17 protein-coding genes are annotated in these 18,064 nt (G+C 64.5%); 11 read left to right on the top strand and 6 right to left on the bottom strand.

The features are described 5' to 3' along the window. Positions 1-144 precede the first annotated feature (144 nt). The 3 genes from TQ38_RS01810 (at position 145) to TQ38_RS01820 (ending at position 1,970) form a co-directional block, all read left to right on the top strand. Complete coding sequence (locus tag TQ38_RS01810; protein WP_043974497.1) at positions 145-1,296, top strand: mechanosensitive ion channel family protein; 1,152 nt, start codon at positions 145-147, stop codon at positions 1,294-1,296. 207 nt (positions 1,297-1,503) lie between these two features. Next, entirely contained in the window at positions 1,504-1,710 is a 207-nt protein-coding gene (locus TQ38_RS01815) for a cold-shock protein (RefSeq protein WP_043973781.1), read from the top strand. Between the two features lie 71 nt (positions 1,711-1,781). Next, positions 1,782-1,970, top strand: a complete 189-nt coding sequence (locus tag TQ38_RS01820) for a hypothetical protein (protein WP_043973778.1) — start codon at positions 1,782-1,784, stop codon at positions 1,968-1,970. Between the two features lie 248 nt (positions 1,971-2,218). Here TQ38_RS01820 and TQ38_RS29840 read toward each other — a convergent pair whose 3' ends face one another. Together TQ38_RS29840 and infA are read right to left on the bottom strand one after the other, a co-directional pair. After that, on the bottom strand, positions 2,219-2,383 hold the full coding sequence (locus TQ38_RS29840; protein WP_162792181.1) for a hypothetical protein: 165 nt from the start codon (positions 2,381-2,383) through the stop codon (positions 2,219-2,221). A 35-nt stretch (positions 2,384-2,418) separates the two neighbouring features. Next, positions 2,419-2,688, bottom strand: a complete 270-nt coding sequence (infA, locus tag TQ38_RS01825) for a translation initiation factor IF-1 (protein WP_043973776.1) — start codon at positions 2,686-2,688, stop codon at positions 2,419-2,421. A gap of 552 nt (positions 2,689-3,240) precedes the next feature. On the opposite strand from infA, the gene TQ38_RS01830 reads away from it, so the two are divergent. Continuing rightward, complete coding sequence (locus TQ38_RS01830; RefSeq protein ID WP_043973773.1) at positions 3,241-3,522, top strand: hypothetical protein; 282 nt, start codon at positions 3,241-3,243, stop codon at positions 3,520-3,522. A gap of 50 nt (positions 3,523-3,572) precedes the next feature. Here TQ38_RS01830 and TQ38_RS01835 read toward each other — a convergent pair whose 3' ends face one another. After that, positions 3,573-5,888, bottom strand: coding sequence for a CDC48 family AAA ATPase (locus tag TQ38_RS01835; RefSeq protein ID WP_043973770.1), 2,316 nt, complete (start codon positions 5,886-5,888; stop codon positions 3,573-3,575). Positions 5,889-6,204: 316 nt separating this feature from the next. On the opposite strand from TQ38_RS01835, the gene TQ38_RS29845 reads away from it, so the two are divergent. Then, on the top strand, positions 6,205-6,444 hold the full coding sequence (locus TQ38_RS29845; protein ID WP_162792182.1) for a hypothetical protein: 240 nt from the start codon (positions 6,205-6,207) through the stop codon (positions 6,442-6,444). Between the two features lie 102 nt (positions 6,445-6,546). On the opposite strand, the gene TQ38_RS01840 is transcribed toward TQ38_RS29845, so the two are convergent. The 3 genes from TQ38_RS01840 to TQ38_RS01850 form a co-directional block, all read right to left on the bottom strand. After that, a complete protein-coding gene (locus TQ38_RS01840; RefSeq protein ID WP_043973768.1) occupies positions 6,547-7,329 on the bottom strand; it encodes a universal stress protein in 783 nt (260 codons plus the stop codon). 376 nt (positions 7,330-7,705) lie between these two features. Continuing rightward, positions 7,706-8,245, bottom strand: a complete 540-nt coding sequence (gene ppa, locus TQ38_RS01845) for an inorganic diphosphatase (RefSeq protein ID WP_043973765.1) — start codon at positions 8,243-8,245, stop codon at positions 7,706-7,708. Between the two features lie 111 nt (positions 8,246-8,356). After that, positions 8,357-10,297, bottom strand: coding sequence for a M61 family metallopeptidase (locus TQ38_RS01850; protein WP_043973762.1), 1,941 nt, complete (start codon positions 10,295-10,297; stop codon positions 8,357-8,359). 104 nt (positions 10,298-10,401) lie between these two features. Between TQ38_RS01850 and hisS the strand changes: the two genes are divergently transcribed. The 6 genes from hisS to metK all read left to right on the top strand — a co-directional run bounded on the left by hisS (position 10,402) and on the right by metK (position 17,884). Then, entirely contained in the window at positions 10,402-11,667 is a 1,266-nt protein-coding gene (gene hisS / locus TQ38_RS01855; protein ID WP_043973760.1) for a histidine--tRNA ligase, read from the top strand. Beyond that, positions 11,664-12,734: a peptide chain release factor 1 gene (gene prfA / locus TQ38_RS01860; RefSeq protein ID WP_043973759.1), complete on the top strand. Its 1,071-nt coding sequence runs from the start codon at positions 11,664-11,666 to the stop codon at positions 12,732-12,734. Before hisS ends, prfA begins: the two co-directional genes overlap by 4 nt. A gap of 61 nt (positions 12,735-12,795) precedes the next feature. After that, complete coding sequence (gene prmC, locus TQ38_RS01865; protein ID WP_043973757.1) at positions 12,796-13,650, top strand: peptide chain release factor N(5)-glutamine methyltransferase; 855 nt, start codon at positions 12,796-12,798, stop codon at positions 13,648-13,650. 231 nt (positions 13,651-13,881) lie between these two features. Further along, positions 13,882-14,907, top strand: coding sequence for a DUF4167 domain-containing protein (locus TQ38_RS01870; RefSeq protein ID WP_043973754.1), 1,026 nt, complete (start codon positions 13,882-13,884; stop codon positions 14,905-14,907). 64 nt (positions 14,908-14,971) lie between these two features. Beyond that, on the top strand, positions 14,972-16,624 hold the full coding sequence (gene lnt, locus TQ38_RS01875; RefSeq protein WP_043973751.1) for an apolipoprotein N-acyltransferase: 1,653 nt from the start codon (positions 14,972-14,974) through the stop codon (positions 16,622-16,624). A gap of 45 nt (positions 16,625-16,669) precedes the next feature. After that, positions 16,670-17,884: a methionine adenosyltransferase gene (metK, locus tag TQ38_RS01880; protein ID WP_043973748.1), complete on the top strand. Its 1,215-nt coding sequence runs from the start codon at positions 16,670-16,672 to the stop codon at positions 17,882-17,884. The last annotated feature ends 180 nt before the right edge of the window (positions 17,885-18,064 follow it).

Here is an 18,064-nt window from a genome sequence, read left to right on the forward strand (position 1 = left end):
CAGGCCGGTGTAGCTGCCAGCAGGGATGAGGGAGGGGGCGGTCCCCCTCCCGGGGGGGATCAGACAAGAGGCATACCGCCCTTTCGATACGATACACCGAATAATGCGATGAAACTGCTGCACTGCAGCAATGTTCATATTCTCATGATCGACTTTATCGAACGCCACGTCACGGGCTTGCCCGACTGGGCCGAGTCGCCTGTTCTCGCATTGCTGGCCGCCGCGATCGGCATGGTGATTGCGCTTCTGTGCCATGCGCTGCTGTTCCGCATATTGAGCCGTATCGCGCGGGCCAGCGCCAGCGAGTCGGACGATATCGTCGTCAACCGCCTGACCCGGCCCACGCGCTGGGCTTTCGTGGCGTTTGGCGTGATCTTCGCCGCGCGTGAAACGCCCGCGCTGGAGGCGGTGTGGTCACGCTTCTCCGGCTTCATCATGCCGCTGCTGACCGGCTGGATCGCCATCGCCGTGCTCAACGCCTTCGTCGAGGCGATGATCGTGCGGGCCGACATCACGGTCGAAAACAATCGCAACGCGCGTCGCCGCCGCACGCGCCTGTCGATCTTCGCGCGCATCGGCACCTTCCTCATCGTGTTCCTGACGATCGCCGGCATGCTCGCCTCGATACCGGGCGTGCGCGAGGTGGGGGTGACGCTGATGGCGTCGGCGGGCGTTGCCGCGCTGGCAGTGGGCGCTGCAGCCCAGCCAGCGCTCAAGGCGCTCATCGCCGGCTTCCAGATGGCGATGACCGAACCGATCAGCATCGACGACGTCATCATCCTGGATGGCGAATGGGGCCGGATCGAGGACATCCGCACCACTTATGTCGTGGTGCGATTGTGGGACGACCGGCGGCTGGTGGTGCCATCGAACCGCTTTCTGGAAGACACCTTCCAGAACTGGACCAAAACCACCTCGCAGTTGCTGGGCACGGTTTTCCTCTACCTCGACCATGCCGCCGACATGGGGCCGATACGCGCGGAATATACCCGCCAGATCACCGCGCATCGCCTTTGGGACAAGCGCGCCCAGATCCTGCAGGTGACCGATTGCCGCGATGATACGATCGAGGTCCGCCTGCTGATGAGCGCGCGCGATGGCCCCACCCTGTTCGACCTGCGCTGTGAACTGCGCGAGGGCATGATGGACTGGATCCGCCGCGAAATGCCCGAAGCACTGGCGCGGCGGCGCCAGATTCAGGTCGCTCCCATGGAGCTTGCCGCTGCGCCTTCGATGGTCGAAGCGATGTTGGGAAGCGCTGGAACGAACGGCGCTGGGGGCGGCCGAATTAATTAAAGCTGGGTTTAATTCGCCAATTGTGGTAATGGAACAGCCGCTGACGTCGAATTTTGCGACGGTTTTCGGCAATATTGGGACTTTGCGCCGGAATAAACTTCCTGCAATTCCTCCTTCTTGCGACGATTTCCTTTCACTAGACGACTTGACGCACGACCGGCGTTGCACTTGCGCGCCACCACTACCGTTTCTTGAAAGGGAACAGACATGCCGACCGGCACCGTGAAATTCTTCAACGCCGATAAGGGCTATGGCTTCATTTCTCCCGAAGATGGCGGCCAGGACAGCTTCGTGCACATCTCCGCCGTACAGACCGCAGGCATGCGCACTCTGGAGAAAGACCAGCGCGTTGATTACGAAGTCGAAGTGGGCCGGAACGGCAAGGCTTCGGCGGTCAACCTGCGCTCGGCCTGACGCGGACGTTTTTCCGGGGTGGCGGGCCTTGCTCGCTCCCCGGCGTTCAGAAATTCGTCAGGAGTCCAAGCATGTCATTCAGCCGTGAATTCTGTGACGGCCGTGCAGCGGAAGCTGCCCTGGCTGCAGACACTGCTAAGCTCGACAACGTGCGCGATCGCGAACGGCGATCCGAAGCCGCATGGCGTACAATGTCCGAGCGTATCCGCCAGACAGAAGAAGCCCGCGTTGCCAAGGAAGCAGCACGCGTGGTCGATTGACCGAGCGGCGCTTTTTGGCTGGATCGCTGCGGCATAGTGCTGATCCAGCATCGTAAAACGTTATCGCGCGCCAGGCGAAGCTGGCCAATTGGGCGTAAAGCCGCAGTTGGCCAGCTTCGCCTGGCGCGCGATGATGATTCTAACGGTTAGGGGTGGTTGAGAAGACCGCCTGAGGGGCCGGTGATCTCGAGGCCCTTTCCCGGCCGAAGCACGGGAAAGGGGTGTACCTCTCGTTTTTTTTTTAGCCTTTAGTCGACCATCGCGGCGACCAGGTGACGAAGGTCTTCCCTGGTCAGGAGGCCCGGGCCGGACTTCCGCATGGAAGCAGGCAGGGCCATGTCGCACGCGAAGGCACTGGGAATAAAGGCGTTGGTCTTGGGGCGGTCCGAGCCGCCCATGATCGTTGTATGCATGATATCCTATAATCGCGGCAATGGGCCGCTGGTTCCTATCGTCTGAAATTACCGCGTCGTTGGCCCGGAGGACCACCCTGGCCGGGTGTGCGCTCACGAAACACGATGCGACCCTTGGTGAGGTCGTACGGGGTCATTTCGACGTGGACACGGTCGCCGACGACCGAACGGATGCGAAACTTGCGCATCTTGCCGGCAGTGTAGGCGATGATCTTGTGTTCGTTGTCGAGCAGTACGGCAAAGCGTCCATCGGGGAGGATTTCCTCGATGTAGCCTTCCATCGTAAGCAGTTCTTCCTTGGCCAAGTCTTCTATTCCGAAAAAAGCGTTGCCCCCTGCCGACCGTGCTGTTGCAAAGTCAGCCTTGAGAGCCAAGCAGCTAGAAAAGGGAGGCGACACCGCGTGAAGCGGCTGCACAAATGTCCCGTCGCAGGCGACGCAGCGACATGCATATAGAGCGTACTCGCGAAAATTGCAACTTCCACGATAAGGATTGGCTCAGAAACTGGCGCGGAGTGTACGCGCCTAGGCAGCTTGCCGTAAATGGCGTATGCTGACCATATTGCCGAGACGTTTTTGCACATCGGCGACTGAGAGACCTTTCGAGCTCCCGCAATCAGGAGCGCCGCCATGGACCTGGACCAGCCTCTTCTACCCAACCGGCTGGGCCTGCTGCGCCAGTTAGATGCTGGCCGTGGGTGGCTCCATTTTCTCGTTCATTCACAACCAGATTTCAGGGGCCGGGTTTCATGAGAACGCCACTGGCCGCTGTCATGACTCCGTTTTTGGGCCAGTTTCCAGGTCAGCCTTGCGATTCGCCGTACGGCGGCACGCTATCACTCTTCTTGAGGACAATGCATGACAGACACTGAAGACGAAGATAGCCCCGAGACCAAGCCCCGGCGCACGCATTTCCGCCGGTCCGACGGGCCCAAGCTGACGCCGGATGCGGCCAGCCGGCAGGGCGCCGTAACCAAGCTGGCATTCGAGATGCTGGGGAAGGATGGGGCGATTGCCTATCTCAACCTCGACAGCGAAAGCCTTGGCGGACGCCCGCTCGATCTCGCCACGGCGTCGGTCGATGGGTTGAAGCGGGTCGAGAGCGACCTTGCCGCGCGGCGGGCAGGCGTGGGCGCGTAAAAGCGGCCTGAGTTCCTCCCCGAGACAAACTCGGGGAGGAACCGTTCCTGTCAGTCGCCGTGCTTCCTCTCACGAGTAGGCGCGACCATGCCCGGCGCGATGAAGCCGATTGGCGTCACTTCCATGGCGCGCTTCTTCAGCTCGCCCTTCATGCGCATGTATTCGGATTCCATTTCCTCGGTAACCGTGGCGCGGCTGTCTTCCAGCGCATCCTCGAAGTCTTCGGCAGTCACCTGCTCCACTGCCGCACCGCGCTTGCGGATGGCGATCAGGCCGGCGCGGCGGACCACGTCTTCCAGATCCGCGCCAGTGAAGCGTTCGGTACGGGCGGCGATGCTGGCGAGGTCGACGTCGCCTGCCAGCGGCATCTTGCCGGTATGGATGCCCAGGATATGCTCGCGCCCCGGCGCATCGGGGGTGCCGACATAGACCAGTTCGTCGAACCGGCCCGGACGCAGCAGTGCCGGGTCGACCAGCGCCGGGCGGTTGGTGGCGCCCACCAGCACGACCGACTGCAGTTCCTCCATCCCGTCCATCTCGGCGAGGATCGTGTTGACCACGCGGGCCGTCACCTGCGGTTCGCCGCCGGCGCCGCCCATGCCGCGCGCGGGCACCAGGCTGTCGATCTCGTCGATGAAGATCACGCAAGGCGCTACCTGCCGAGCGCGGGCAAACAAGCGGGCGATCTGCTGTTCGCTTTCGCCGTACCACTTCGAGAGCAGGTCCGAGGACTTGATCGAGATGAAGTTCGCTTCGGCCTCCTTGGCGACGGCCTTGGCCAGCAGGGTCTTGCCAGTGCCCGGCGGGCCGTAGAGCAGGAAGCCCTTGGCTGGACGGATGCCCAGCTTGTGGAATGCCTCAGGGGTCTTCAGCGGCAGCTCGATGCCTTCCTTCAGCTTGAGCTGCGCATCATCCAGACCACCGATGTCGGCCCACCCGATATTGGGGACCTGCACCATGACTTCGCGCATGGCCGATGGCTGGACGCGCTTGAGTGCAGCCAGGAAGTCCTCACGCGTGACCTGCAAACTTTCCAGCACTTCATTGGGGATCGTGCGCGCTTCGAGGTCGAGGCGCGGCATGATCCGGCGCACGGCTTCGATCGCAGCCTCGCGGGCGAGGGCGGCGAGGTCTGCGCCTACGAAACCGTGGGTAGTGCGGGCTAGTTCGCTAAGGTCCACCCGTTCGCCCAGCGGCATGCCGCGGGTGTGGATGCCCAGGATTTCGCGGCGACCGCTCTCGTCCGGCACGCCGATGACGATCTCGCGGTCGAAGCGGCCGGGGCGGCGCAGCGCCTCGTCGATCGCGTCGGGCCGGTTCGTGGCGGCGATTACGACGACATGGGCGCGGCTGTTCAGTCCGTCCATGAGCGTGAGCAGCTGTGCGACGAGGCGCTTTTCCGCCTCGCCGTGGACCTGATCGCGCTTGGGGGCGATAGAATCGATCTCGTCGATGAAGATGATCGCGGGCGCGGCCTTGGTCGCTTCCTCGAAAATCTCGCGCAGGTGCTTCTCACTCTCGCCGTAGCCGGAACCCATGATTTCGGGGCCGTTGATCGAGAAGAAGCTGGCTTCGCTTTCATTGGCGACGGCCTGTGCCAGGCGCGTCTTGCCGGTGCCCGGCGGGCCGTGGAGCAGCACGCCCTTGGGCGGCGCGACGCCGAGGCGCGTGAACAGTTCGGGATAGCGCAGGGGCAGTTCCACCATCTCGCGCAGCTGGCGGATGGTGTCGCCCATGCCGCCGACGTCGTCGTAATTGACGTCGCCGCGCGCATCGTGGGCTTCTTCGAAGACCTCGCGCAGTTCCACTTCGGTGCTTTCGTCGATGTGGACGATCCCGCGCGGCGTGGTGGAGACGACGTTGAGGCGGATCTGCGTCAGCGCATAGGCCGGCGTGTTGAACATACGGCTGAGCTGGGGCGGGATGTCCGCTACCTGCTGCTGGCCGGTGGTGGCGACAAGATCGCCCTGCACCATCGGGCGCCCGAAGAAGTTGCGTTTCAGCGCGGCGGCCGGACCCTGCAGGCGCATGTCCTTCTGCGCGGGCGCGAAGACCACGCGCTGGGCGGGGCGCGATTCGGCCTTGCGGACCACCACATGATCGCCCGAGCCGACTTCGGCATTGCCGCGCTGCAACCCATCGAGGCGGATGACCTGCAGCCCTTCGTCCTCGTCATAGGCCAGAACGGCGCGCGCCACGGTTACTGCCTTGCCGGTGATCTCCAGCACGTCGCCTTCCAGCGCGCCGAGTTCGGACAGTGCCCCGCGTGAGAGGCGGGCGATGCCCTGGCCGCTTTCTTCCTGGCGGGCGGCTGCGACCTGCAGCTTGACCGTGCGCTCGTCTGTTCTGGTGTCTGTATCCGCCATCGCGCTTTCCTTCTTCGGCCCTGTCCCTGATTTCCCCCGGCGGCAGATGCGCGTGGGCTGGATCGGGCGGCGAGATCGAAAGCTAGGTATCGGCTACCCGGTTTTCAAATGGCCCGATTGCAAACGAACCCCTGCGCGCAGCAGCGGTTCCAGTGAGTGACTGTGTAAAAGGCGACATGGGAAAGATCTGCGAGGCGCAGAAAGGTGTCCGGCCGATTGCTGGCGGGTACGTCTGCGCAAGGCAAAAAAAAGGCCCGGTCGTTGCCGACCAGGCCGTGGAAGTTTTGGGAGAGGATGCCTGAAAGGCACTGTCTGTATGACCCTGATCGCCTTTTTGTGCAAGTGCGAAGTGATGCTGAATTATTGCGAAAAGCGCAATCGAAGTTGCACAATGCTGCATGAATCAAGGAAAATGGCAAAAAAAGTCAAGAAATCCGCCTTGTATGATAATGAACCGATGTTCAGGTCCCGCATCGAAGCCGGACACGATCGTAACGCTGAGGCGATGGGCGCAAACGTTTGCCTGCTGCGACGCGCCATTTGCTTGCCAAGGTAAGCATCATCCCTTTCAAAAACGGCGCCGATCCCGTGAGGGACCGGCGCCGCTTGCGATTCTGTTGGATCATGTCCGGCGAATCATGTCCGGGGCTTTGCCTGTTCAGTGCGCCAGCAACAGGGTTGGTCCGCCGTCTTCGCCAAGAAAATAAGCGGTAACGCCGCCGAACAGGAACTCGCGCAGGCGGCTCTTGCCATAGGCGCCCATCACCAGCAGGTCGGCGTGCGCCTGGGCGACCGCGATGGCGAGCGTCTTTTCGGTCGAATCGCGGCGTTCGTGCTCTTCGTATTCAGCGTTGACGCCGTGACGGGCGAGGTAGCGCAGGGCGTCGGTGGCGGGGAAACCGCCCTTCTTTTCGATCACCGAGATCAGTTTCACCGATTCGCAGTTCATCAGCAGCGGCAGCGAGGCGCGCAGCGCGGCTGCGGCCTGCTCGCCGCCGTCCCAGGCAATGCAGGCCTGCCTGATCGGCAGGGTCAACGGCCTGTCATCGGCAAGGACGAGGATGGGCGTGCGCGAGGTGAGGGCAAGATCGCCGGCAAGCCCGCCGGAGCGGGAAACCACGACGAGGTCGGCGAGGCGCGCTGCATAGGCAAGCGCAGTGACGGGATCGTCCTCGCAGCGCACGACGTCGAAGGCTACGCCGCTGCCGGCGAGTTGCACTTCGGCGGTGGTGGCAACGGTATCATCGTCCTCGCGCGCTTTTTCGAGGGCGTCGGACAGGACGTAGCTGCCGCCCATCGGGTCCATTGCGATGTAGCGTGAAACGGGCGTGTCGACGAGGACGGTGACGTGGCCCTCGGCGCGGCGGGCGATGTCTGCTGCGGTGGCAATCCGGGCGTCCCTGCCGGGCTTGCTGTCGGCATTCACGAGTATCGAGCGCATGATCTTATCTCCCTAACGTGCAGCCTTGAGCCTAGTCCCGGCCCGCGCCGATTCCATGATCGGGATCAAATGCGGACGGGGCCCGCACAGTTCGGCTGGGACCAAGAGGAAACGAGCGGCACGGGGGAGGGTTGCCTTGGACACATGCCGTAACATTCCGGCGGTTGCTGATCTGCCGAAGCGTCAACTTCCGAAGCGGGCACGTCGCCGTGACGGACCTTGCGCGGCCTTGGGCTTGCTCGGCCTCTGCTGGAGCGCTCGCGGGTAAGCTGCTCGCACCATGACCCCGCGTGAACCCATAAAACGACAAAGGGGCCGACGGCTTTCGCCATCGGCCCCCAGTCCACATGAGGGGTGGAAATCGTCGACCGGACGATCAGGCCGTCTTTTCGGCCTCGTAGCGTTCGATGGCTTCCAGCACGATCCGGCGGGCATCTGCGGCATTGCCCCAGGTGCCGACGCGGACCCACTTTTCCTTCTCCAGGTCCTTGTAGTGCGTGAAGAAGTGCTCAACCTGCTGGTAGACGATGTCGGGCAGGTCTTCCTTCTCGTTCACGTGCGAATAGTACGGGAACGTCGAATTGACGGGCACGCACAGCAGCTTTTCATCGCCGCCATGTTCGTCTTCCAGGTTGAGGACGGCGATCGGACGCACCTGCACCACGCAGCCCGGGATGAACGGCGAGCGTGCGACGACAAGTGCGTCGAGCGGATCGCCATCGGGCGAGAGCGTGTGCGGCACGAAGCCGTAGTTCGCCGGGTAACGCATCGGCGTGTGCAGGATGCGATCGACGAACAGTGCGCCGGAAGCCTTGTCGAACTCGTACTTGACCGGCTCGCCGCCGACCGGAACCTCGATGACGACGTTGAGGCTTTCAGGCGGATTGTCGCCAACGGGGATCATGTCGATGCGCATAACGGTCCTTACTTTAACTGGCGCGATACATCCGCACCGGTTGGATCACGATGCGCGCGGGCTTAGCGTTGCAACTATTGCACTGCAACCGCCTATTGGGATGAACGGAACTTAGTTTCGCCGCGGAGTCAGCAGACGATCCAGGCCGTTCGTCTTGCCCGGTGTGGTGCTTTCCAGCCACGGGTAACGCAGGCCCCCATGGTAGTCGATTTCGATAGTCTGATAGCGATCGTCACGGCGGATCAGCAGGGTGATCGGTGCTTTCGAAGACTTTGCGGCGGTTACCGCATCCTTCATCACGTCCTCGCCATAGGCGCGCCCGCCGACGGCCACGATCTTGGCGGTGTTGACGATGCCGGCGTTGAAGGCCGGTCCGTCCCACAAGGTGGAGGTGACTTCGCCATCCTTGTTGAGGTTGATGCCTAGCGAATACGTCAGGTCGAGCGTCTTGCGCGAATCTGCCACGCCCTTGTCGTAGGGGTTGGGTTTGTCCTGCCAGGTCAGCTTGTAGCCGCCCATCTCGATACCCTTGAGCGGTGCGGGCTGGCCCGTGCCGTAAAGGCGGGTGCGCAGGAAGCTGGCCCAGTCATAGGGATAGACGCCGTTCAGGGTGGTGACGATTTCGTCGAAATCATAAGTCAGCTCGCCCCAGTCGCCGTCGTGCACGCCGAAGAAGGCCTTGGCGAAATCGTCGAGGCCCTTGGTCCCGCGCGTACCCTGGCGGATGATCTGGTCCGCCTCCAGCCAGGTCAATGCGCCCTCGGTGTAATAATCCTCGCTGCGGCTAAGCGAAAGGTAGGGCAGCGGGCGGCGGCGATTGAGCTGCGGACCGGCGGTGGTGTCCTCCACCGAGCGCCAGCCGCGTCCCGGCGTGCCTTCCGCGAACTTGGCGGCGATGCCGGCGAGCGAGCCCAGGATCGTCTCGCGCGACTGCACGCCCGACCTTGCCGAAAGGATATAGCCCCAGAACTGGGTCTGCCCTTCGTAGAGCCACAGCAGGGTATTCTGCATCGGCTGCTGGTAATCGGGCGTCCAGGCATCGGCGCCGCGGCGGAACTTGCCGTTCCAGCTGTGCACGAATTCATGCGCGATGACGTTGCGGTCCCAGGCCATGGCATCCCAATCGGTCCAGGACTTGGGCTCCATCTGGTTCTCGCTGGAGCGGTGGTGCTCCAGGCCGATACCGCCCATGCGGTCGGTCAGGGCCAGGAGGAAGTCGTAGTGGTCGAAGTGCTTGGCGCCGAAGGTCGCCAGCGCCTCGGAAACGAGGTTGCGGTAGGTTTCGAGGTTCTTGGGCGCGATCTTCAGCTGCGCCGGCTCGTCAGCGACGACGTCCATCCAGACGCCTTCGCCCAGATCCCAGCGCTGCGTGTAGATCCCTGCGAAGATGGGCGAATCGACAAGGCGCTCATAGTCGATCGTGCTCCACGTGACGGTGTTCGCGCTGCGGGCCATGCCGTCGAGCGCGGTGTAGACGCTCCATCCCTTGGGGAAGGTGACGGTCGGCTTCACCTTGACCTGCCGCACGTAATAACCGGCGGGGTAGAGGCTCATCTTCTCCCACTGCAGATTGAGCATCTCTCGCGTCATCGTCACACGGCCTTCGCTGGTTTGCAGCGGCGAGGTGTGGACGAAGCGGGCAGTGACCTCCTTCGTGCCTTCGGGCAGGGCGAGGTGGAAGGCGTTGACGGCCACGGTGTCGCGCACCCAGGCGATTTCCTTGCCGTCGGCGAAGAAGTGGACGTTCGCCAGCATCGCATAGGGGCCGGTTTCGGAGTGATTGCCGGGCAGCCAGCCGGGCTGGAGCAGGGTGAGCGACTTGGTACCGGCCGCGACCGGGAAGCTCTGCGTCACCTTGTAGACGCCGCGTTCGATGTCGCTGGCGTCGATCCCCAGCGTCACCGTGCCGGCATAGGGGACATCGCGCGCGGCGGGAATTTCCGGTGGCAGCGGGGGCGCCATCGGGGTCGTGCGGGTAGGGTCCTGAGCCAGCGCCGAAGTGGAGAGGAACAGGGAGGCGAAGAGCGTTGTAGCCGCGAACCGATACTTCATTACGTGGTTCTTTGCGCTTGTTGCCGCATTTGGCAACCATCCAATCGCCCGGTTTCCTCAGGGCCACTTTCCCCGCCGCGCCAATCGGGCTAAGCGCGCGCACCATGAGCAAAGCAGCATCCACCGCCCCGACCACCCCGCAGGCGATCAGGGGAACCCAGGACATCTTCGGCGCCGAAGCCGAGGCTTTCGCCCACGTCGTCGAGACATTCGAGCGCGTGCGCAAGCTCTACCGGTTCCGCCGCGTGGAAATGCCGGTATTCGAAAAGACTGCCGTGTTCTCGCGATCGCTGGGCGAGACGACCGATGTCGTCTCCAAGGAAATGTATTCGTTCGAGGACCGGGGCGGCGAATCGCTGACCCTGCGCCCCGAATTCACCGCCGGTATCGCCCGCGCCTACCTGACGGACGGCTGGAAGCAGTTCGCCCCGCTCAAGGTAGCGACGCACGGCCCGCTGTTCCGCTATGAGCGCCCGCAAAAGGGCCGCTACCGCCAGTTCCACCAGATCGACGCCGAAGTGATCGGCGCCGCCGAACCGATGGCCGACGTGGAACTGCTGGTCATGGCCGACCAGTTGCTCAAGGAACTGGGCATTGCAGACGGCGTGACCCTGCAGCTCAACACGCTTGGCGACGCCGCCAGCCGCGATGCCTGGCGCGCCGCGCTGGTCGAATATTTCCGGGATCACAAGGATGCGCTGTCCGAGGATTCGCAGGACCGGCTGGAGCGCAATCCGCTGCGCATCCTCGACAGCAAGGACCCGCGCGACAAGCCCTTCACCGCCGATGCGCCCAAGATCGACGACTTCCTCTCGGGCGAAGCACAGGACTTCTTCGGCGCGGTGACCCACGGGCTGGAAGCGGCCTCGGTGGACTTCGTGCGCGCCCCGGCGCTGGTGCGCGGGCTGGACTATTATCGCCACACCGCCTTCGAATTCGTGACAGACCGGCTGGGTGCACAGGGCACTGTGCTGGGCGGCGGCCGCTACGATGGCCTCATGGTCGCGCTTGGCGGTCCGGAAACCCCGGCAGTCGGCTGGGCCGCAGGTATCGAGCGTCTGGCGATGCTTGTCGCCGATGCCGGGCAGTCGTCCGAGCCGGCACTTACCGCGATCCTGGCGGTCGAGGATGATGCGGCGCTATCCTTTGCGCTGAAAGCCATCACCGCGCTGCGCCACCAGGGCATCGACGCCGAGATGATCGCCACGGGTAGCCCGCGCAAGCGCTTCGACAAGGCAGTGAAGCTGGGCGCCAAAGTGCTGGCCTCGTTCGTGGTCAAGGACGGCGTACCAACCGCTAACCTGCGCGCCGGTGAGCCGACCGCCGAGTTCCTCGCGGTCGAACAGGTCCTGATGACGATCCAGCCGTGAGCATTTCCGACGCCCGCCTCGCCCAGTTCGGGGCACGCTTTGCAGAACTGGAGGCGCGCCTTGCCTCGGGCACGCTCGACAGCGAGGCATTCGTCGCCGCCAGCCGCGACTATGCCGAGATCGAGCCGGTGGCCCGCGCCGCCGCCGATATCGCGGCCATGCGCGGAGAATTGGCAACGCTCCAGCAGCTGGACGATCCCGATCCCGAGATGCGCGCCATGGCCGCCGAGGAAGTTGCGCGCCTGAAAGCCGAACTGCCCGAGGCCGAGCGCCGCCTCGCCATCGCAATGCTACCGCGCGATGCCGCCGACGTGCGCCCGGCCATGCTGGAAATCCGCGCCGGCACCGGCGGCGACGAGGCCGCGTTGTTCGCCGCCGACCTCTACCGCATGTACGAGAAATATGCGGCCGAGCAGGGCTGGCGCATCGAGATGGTCAGCGCCAACGCCAGCGATGTGGGCGGCTTCAAGGAAGTGGTCGCCAACATCAACGGCTCGGGCGTGTTCGCCAAGCTCAAGTTCGAAAGCGGCGTCCACCGCGTCCAGCGCGTGCCGGTCACCGAATCGGGCGGGCGCATCCACACCTCCGCCGCAACCGTCGCGGTGCTGCCTGAGCCGACCGAGGTCGACGTCCAGATCGACGACAAAGACCTCAAGATCGACATTTACCGCGCATCGGGCGCGGGCGGCCAGCACGTCAACACCACCGATTCGGCGGTGCGCATCACGCACTTGCCCTCGGGACTGGTGGTGATCTGCCAGGACGAGCGCAGCCAGCACAAGAACAAGGCCAAGGCGATGCAGGTCCTGCGCGCCCGCCTTTACGAGAAGATGCGCGACGAAGCGCAGGGCGCCGAGGCCGAGGCCCGCAAGGCCATGGTCGGCTCGGGCGACCGCTCGGAACGCATCCGCACCTACAACTTCCCGCAAGGCCGGGTGACCGACCACCGCATCAATCTGACCCTCCACCGCCTGCCGGAAATCCTCGAAGGACCGGGCCTGGGCGAACTGGTCGACGCCCTGATCGCCGAGGACGAGGCCAAGCGCCTTGCGGCGATGGATGGCTGAGGGTGAGCGGGGCAGCGGTGTACCTATTTCCAGCCACCGCTCATGCTGAGCTTGTCGAAGCATGACTGACGTCGCCGTCGCCGCAGCGATCCGCGCTGCCGCCGAGCAACTCTCCCCCACCAGCGACACCGCCCGGCTCGACGCCGAGGTGTTGATGGCCCACGCGTTGGGGGTTACCCGCTCGCAGCTTCTGCTGAGCCGGATGCGCGATCCGGCGCCCGAAGGCTTCGCGCTGCTGGTCGAGCGCCGCGCGCGTCACGAGCCGGTGGCCTACATCACCGGGCAGCAGGAGTTCTTCTCACTGCCCTTCATCGTTGGGCCCGACGTGCTGATCCCGCGCGGCGATTCGGAAGTGCTGGTGGAGACTGCTATCGCCGCCCGGCCGGGTGCCCGCACCGTGCTAGATTGCGGCACCGGTTCGGGCGCACTTCTGCTGGCGACATTGTTTAACCTGCCCGCCGCCCGCGGCATCGGCATCGACCGCTCCCCCGGCGCCCTGGCGATCGCGCAGGCCAACGCCGAGGCGCTCGGCCTCGCGGACCGCGTCGCGATGGTCCCCGCCGACTGGCACGAACCGGGCTGGAGCGACGCCCTCGGCGGACCGTTCGACCTCATCCTCGCCAACCCGCCCTATGTCGAGGACGACGCCGCGCTGGACGTTTCCGTAAGGGCCTTCGAGCCGGCGGGTGCCCTGTTCTCCGGGCCTCACGGCCTTGACGACTACCGCATCCTCCTGCCGCAGCTTCCGCTCCTGCTGGCGCCCGGCGGAGCGGCGCTGGTGGAGATCGGGCATGAGCAGGCAGAGGCCGTCATCGCCATCGGCGAGGCCTGCGGTCTATCGGCCCGGCTTCATCGCGACCTTGCCGGACGGGCACGGGTCATCGCGTTTTGGTGGACAAACATGCATGGGGCGTAAGTTTTCGCTTGGAATTAGGCTTTAGAATGCCTAAAGATTGATGCGAACCGGCTTATGGACGATGTTTTCCCATACCCGGCTCGCCTCCAGCATTTGCAAGCGGCCGTGGGTCTCCACGGCAAGGCAGATGTGAAGCTCACGGCGGCCGGGGGGCCAGTCGGGATCAATTTATTTAGGCATACCGGCCTGTAGGGCTCAGGCGGATGCCAGGGGTTTTGAGGAACGTTATCCTTGAATAACAATCGTAGTAGCAACAACAATAACAACAATAACAACCGCAGGCGTGGCCGCGGTAACAACAACAACCGCCAGCAGGGCGGTCAGCAAACGAACCGGATCGACAGCAGGGCGCGCGGCAACGCTCCCCAGATGCTCGAAAAGTATCGCAAGCTGGCCCATGATGCCCATCTGAACGGCGACCGCGTGACGGAGGAATACAACCTCCAGTTCGCCGATCACTACTTCCGCGTCATTGCCGACCAGAAGCAGCGTCAGGATGAATCGCGCCAGCCGCGTCCCAGCGACCGTCCGTCCGAATACAGCGACGACTTCGGTTCGGAGTACGATCCCTACGGCGAAAATCCCTCGATGCCGGGCGACCGCCCGATGCCGTCCGAGCGTGAACCGCGCCAGGACCGCGAGCAGCGCCCTGAGCGCGAACCGCGCCAGGATCGTGAGCAGCGCGCCGATCGTGAACCTCGCCAGGACCGCGAGCAGCGTCCCGAGCGCGAACCGCGTCAGGATCGTGAGCAGCGCTCCGATCGCGGCCCGCGCCAGGACCGTGAGCCGCGTCAGGACCGTGAACCCCGTGCCGAGCGCCGTGACGAAACAGTAGCCGAAGCGCCGGTCGCTGCGACCGAAGTGGCTGCGGACCCGGCGACGGAAGTCCCCGGTTCGGTTTACGAACCGCCTGAGAACCCCTTCGTGCGCGATAATCGCGGTACCCGCGGTCTCAAGCAGCGCAAGCCGCGCGGACCCCGCGTTGACGAGGAAGTCGAGGAGGCTGCCGCCGATGCTGCTTCGCCGGAGCCTAAGGGCAACTTCGATGCAGCGGTTTTGCCGCCCGCGATCTCGGCCAAGCCCGCCCGCAAGCCCCGGGCAGCGGCTCAGCCCGCAGAAGCGTCGGTAGACGCGCCTGTCGAAGCGCCCGCCGAGGCATCTGCCGAAGCCGCCGCCGAGGAAAAGCCCCGCCGCCGCCGCGCTCGCAAGCCTGCGGCCGACGATGCGGGCGCCACGCCTGAAGCCGTGAACGGCTGATCTCTTCCCGGCCGGGCGCAAGGTGACTTGCGCCCGGCCGGGCCGGGCTTACAAGCCCTAGGCGATGCAGTCAGATCGGCGCGCTTCGCCCTTTCCCCGTTTTTTGAGCCAGGCCCTGGTTCCGCCCAGGCCGGCCTATCGCGCCTTGGCGGCCCTCGTCGCCGGCGCCGCCGCTGCCTGCGGCTTCCAACCCCTCGCCCTATGGCCTCTGACATTGCTCGGCGTGGCATGGCTGCTCGAATTGGTGAGCCGCGCCGGCACGGGCCGTCAGGTCTTCGCACTGGGTTGGTGCTTCGGGCTGGGCCACTTCACGCTCGGCAACAACTGGATCGCGACGGCTTTCACCTATCAGGCCAATTTGCCAGCATCGCTGGGCATGATCGCGGTGGTGCTGATCGCGGTTTACCTTGCGCTGTTTCCCGCGCTTGCGGTGCTGGCCGCATGGCTGGTCGCCCGGCCAGAGGGACGCGGCCGGTTCGCCAGCTTCCTCCTTGCCTTCGCTGCCGCCTGGATCGTAACCGAATGGACGCGCAGCTGGCTGTTCAGCGGCTTTGCCTGGAACCCGCTGGGCGTTGCGCTGCTGGGGCCATTCGGCAGCCGTGGCCTGGCGGTGATTACCCCCTGGATCGGGACTTACGGCCTTTCCGGCGTGCTGGCCCTGCTTGCCGGACTGCCGGGACTCTGCGCGCGCGGGGCCGATGGGCAGGACCGGCTGGGCCGGTTGCTATGGGGACTGCCGGTGCTGGCTTTCGCCGGCGCACTGGCCCTCGTCATGATCATGCCGGGGCCACCGGAGCGCGAAGGCGCGGTGCCCTATACCCTCGTCCAGCCCGATCTCAGGCAGGAGGTCATCGACGACCCGCGCCAGTTCGAAATCAGCTTTCGCAAACTCGCCATGCTTTCACTGCCGCGCGGCAGCGGCGACCGGCGCGTGGTGTTCTGGCCTGAATCCGGCCTCGCCGACTTCCTGCGCGATGGCTACCCGGCCTACGTCTACAGCGCTTACAACTACGGCGGCGATCCTGCGCTCTCGCGGATGCGCATCGGCCGGGTGATCGGCCCTTACGGCCTGCTCCTGACCGGGGCGGTCGACGTTGTGATCGAAAACGGCGAGGATGTGGCCGCGCGCAATTCGGTCACTGCGCTCGATGGCGACGGGGATATCCTGGCCGGTTATTCCAAGGCGCACCTCGTGCCCTTCGGCGAATATCTGCCGCTGCGGTGGATACTGGAGCCGCTGGGCGCCAGCCGCTTCGTGGCAGGGCAACTCGATTTCTGGCCCGGTCCGGGGCCGCGCACAATCGACTTCGGCGTCTACGGCGAGGCCGGCATCCAGATCTGCTATGAGATCATCTTCAGCGGCCATGTCGTCGATCCGGCGAACCGGCCCGACTACATCTTCAATCCATCGAACGATGGCTGGTTCGGCGCCTGGGGCCCGCCCCAGCATCTAGCGCAGGCGCGGCTTCGCGCGATCGAAGAGGGGTTGCCGGTCCTGCGATCCACCACCACCGGCATCAGCGCTGTCATCGACGCGGACGGGATCGTGCGCGCTTTTGTGCCGCGTCACCAGGCAGGCCGGCTCGATGGAATGATCCCGCTGGCGCATGAACCGACCCTGTTCGCCCGCTATGGAAACGTGCTGCCGCTGGGGTTTGCCGCGATGCTGTTTTTTGCAAGTCTTTGCGTGGTTGCACTGAGGCGCAGTCGGGGGTAGACCCGGAACGTCACATAAAGCTTCCTTTATATCCCAGGGTTTCTCATGCGCAGCAACTACGTCTTCACGTCCGAGAGCGTTTCCGAAGGCCACCCGGACAAGGTTTCCGACCAGATTTCCGATGCCATCGTTGATCTTTTCCTGTCCAAGGACCCCGAGGCCCGCGTCGCCTGCGAGACCCTGACGACCACCCAGCTCGTTGTCCTTGCCGGTGAAATCCGCTGCAAGGGCGTGTTCGAGAACGGCGAATGGGCCGAAGGCGCGCTTGCCGAGATCGAGAAGACGGTCCGCGATGTCGTAAAGAAGATCGGTTACGCGCAGGACGGTTTCCACTGGGAAACCTTCGAATTCATCAACCGCCTGCATGCCCAGTCCGCCCACATTGCCCAGGGCGTCGACGCATCGGGCAACAAGGATGAAGGCGCGGGCGACCAGGGCATCATGTTCGGTTACGCCTGCGACGAGACGCCCGACCTGATGCCGGCGACGCTCTACTACAGCCACAAGATCCTGCACCGCTTGGCCGAAGACCGCCACTCGGGCGCGGCGCCTTTCCTTGAGCCCGACGCCAAGAGCCAGGTTACCCTGCGCTTCGAGAACGGCGTGCCGGTTGCCGCGACCGCTGTCGTCGTCTCGACCCAGCATGCGCCCGGTTACGACACGGGCGACAAGGAAGCGGAGCTGAAGAGCTATGTGAAGCAGGTCGTCACCGAGTTGCTGCCGGAAGGCTTCGTCACCGCGGAAACCGTGTTCCACATCAACCCGACCGGCTCGTTCGAGATCGGCGGCCCTGACGGCGACGCTGGCCTTACCGGCCGCAAGATCATCGTCGACACCTACGGCGGTGCGGCCCCGCACGGCGGCGGCGCGTTCTCGGGCAAGGATCCGACCAAGGTCGACCGTTCGGCCGCTTATGTGACGCGCTATCTTGCCAAGAACGTAGTTGCCGCCGGTCTTGCCACGCACTGCACGATCCAGGTTTCCTACGCCATCGGCGTGTCGAAGCCGCTCTCGCTCTATGTCGACACCCACGGCACGGGTACGGCCAGCGACGCAGACCTCGAAGCGGCGATCGCCAAAGTCGCGGCTGACAAGCTGGGCGGCCTGACCCCGCGCGGCATCCGCGTGGGCCTTGGCCTCAACAAGCCGATCTACGGCGTCACCGCTGCTTACGGCCACTTCGGCCGCCAGCCCGAGGGCGACCTGTTCCCCTGGGAGCGCACCGACCTCGCCGATGCGCTGAAAGCCGCGCTGGCCTGATCCTCAGTTTTCTGACGGATCACCGGACATGAAAGGCCGGGCCGGGAGCAATCCCGGTCCGGCCTTTTCGCATCTCGCCTTGCGATGACGGTGGTCGACCAACGGCATATGCGCGTCGACCGGCGGCTTGACTGGCCTTGCCTTGCCGAAATCTCGGGGTAGCTTTGGCCGATCGTTTTC

Source organism: Novosphingobium sp. P6W, from assembly GCF_000876675.2.
Taxonomy (GTDB): domain Bacteria; phylum Pseudomonadota; class Alphaproteobacteria; order Sphingomonadales; family Sphingomonadaceae; genus Novosphingobium.

What these genes read in the sequence shown, in the direction of transcription:
- TQ38_RS01810 (WP_043974497.1), top strand. Translation starts at nt 145, where the DNA reads ATGATCGACTTTATCGAACGCCACGTCACGGGCTTGCCCGACTGGGCC.
- TQ38_RS01815 (WP_043973781.1), top strand. Translation starts at nt 1,504, where the DNA reads ATGCCGACCGGCACCGTGAAATTCTTCAACGCCGATAAGGGCTATGGC.
- TQ38_RS01820 (WP_043973778.1), top strand. Translation starts at nt 1,782, where the DNA reads ATGTCATTCAGCCGTGAATTCTGTGACGGCCGTGCAGCGGAAGCTGCC.
- TQ38_RS29840 (WP_162792181.1), bottom strand. Translation starts at nt 2,383, where the DNA reads ATGCATACAACGATCATGGGCGGCTCGGACCGCCCCAAGACCAACGCC.
- TQ38_RS01830 (WP_043973773.1), top strand. Translation starts at nt 3,241, where the DNA reads ATGACAGACACTGAAGACGAAGATAGCCCCGAGACCAAGCCCCGGCGC.
- TQ38_RS01835 (WP_043973770.1), bottom strand. Translation starts at nt 5,888, where the DNA reads ATGGCGGATACAGACACCAGAACAGACGAGCGCACGGTCAAGCTGCAG.
- TQ38_RS29845 (WP_162792182.1), top strand. Translation starts at nt 6,205, where the DNA reads ATGACCCTGATCGCCTTTTTGTGCAAGTGCGAAGTGATGCTGAATTAT.
- TQ38_RS01840 (WP_043973768.1), bottom strand. Translation starts at nt 7,329, where the DNA reads ATGCGCTCGATACTCGTGAATGCCGACAGCAAGCCCGGCAGGGACGCC.
- ppa (WP_043973765.1), bottom strand. Translation starts at nt 8,245, where the DNA reads ATGCGCATCGACATGATCCCCGTTGGCGACAATCCGCCTGAAAGCCTC.
- TQ38_RS01850 (WP_043973762.1), bottom strand. Translation starts at nt 10,297, where the DNA reads ATGAAGTATCGGTTCGCGGCTACAACGCTCTTCGCCTCCCTGTTCCTC.
- hisS (WP_043973760.1), top strand. Translation starts at nt 10,402, where the DNA reads ATGAGCAAAGCAGCATCCACCGCCCCGACCACCCCGCAGGCGATCAGG.
- prmC (WP_043973757.1), top strand. Translation starts at nt 12,796, where the DNA reads ATGACTGACGTCGCCGTCGCCGCAGCGATCCGCGCTGCCGCCGAGCAA.
- lnt (WP_043973751.1), top strand. Translation starts at nt 14,972, where the DNA reads ATGCAGTCAGATCGGCGCGCTTCGCCCTTTCCCCGTTTTTTGAGCCAG.
- metK (WP_043973748.1), top strand. Translation starts at nt 16,670, where the DNA reads ATGCGCAGCAACTACGTCTTCACGTCCGAGAGCGTTTCCGAAGGCCAC.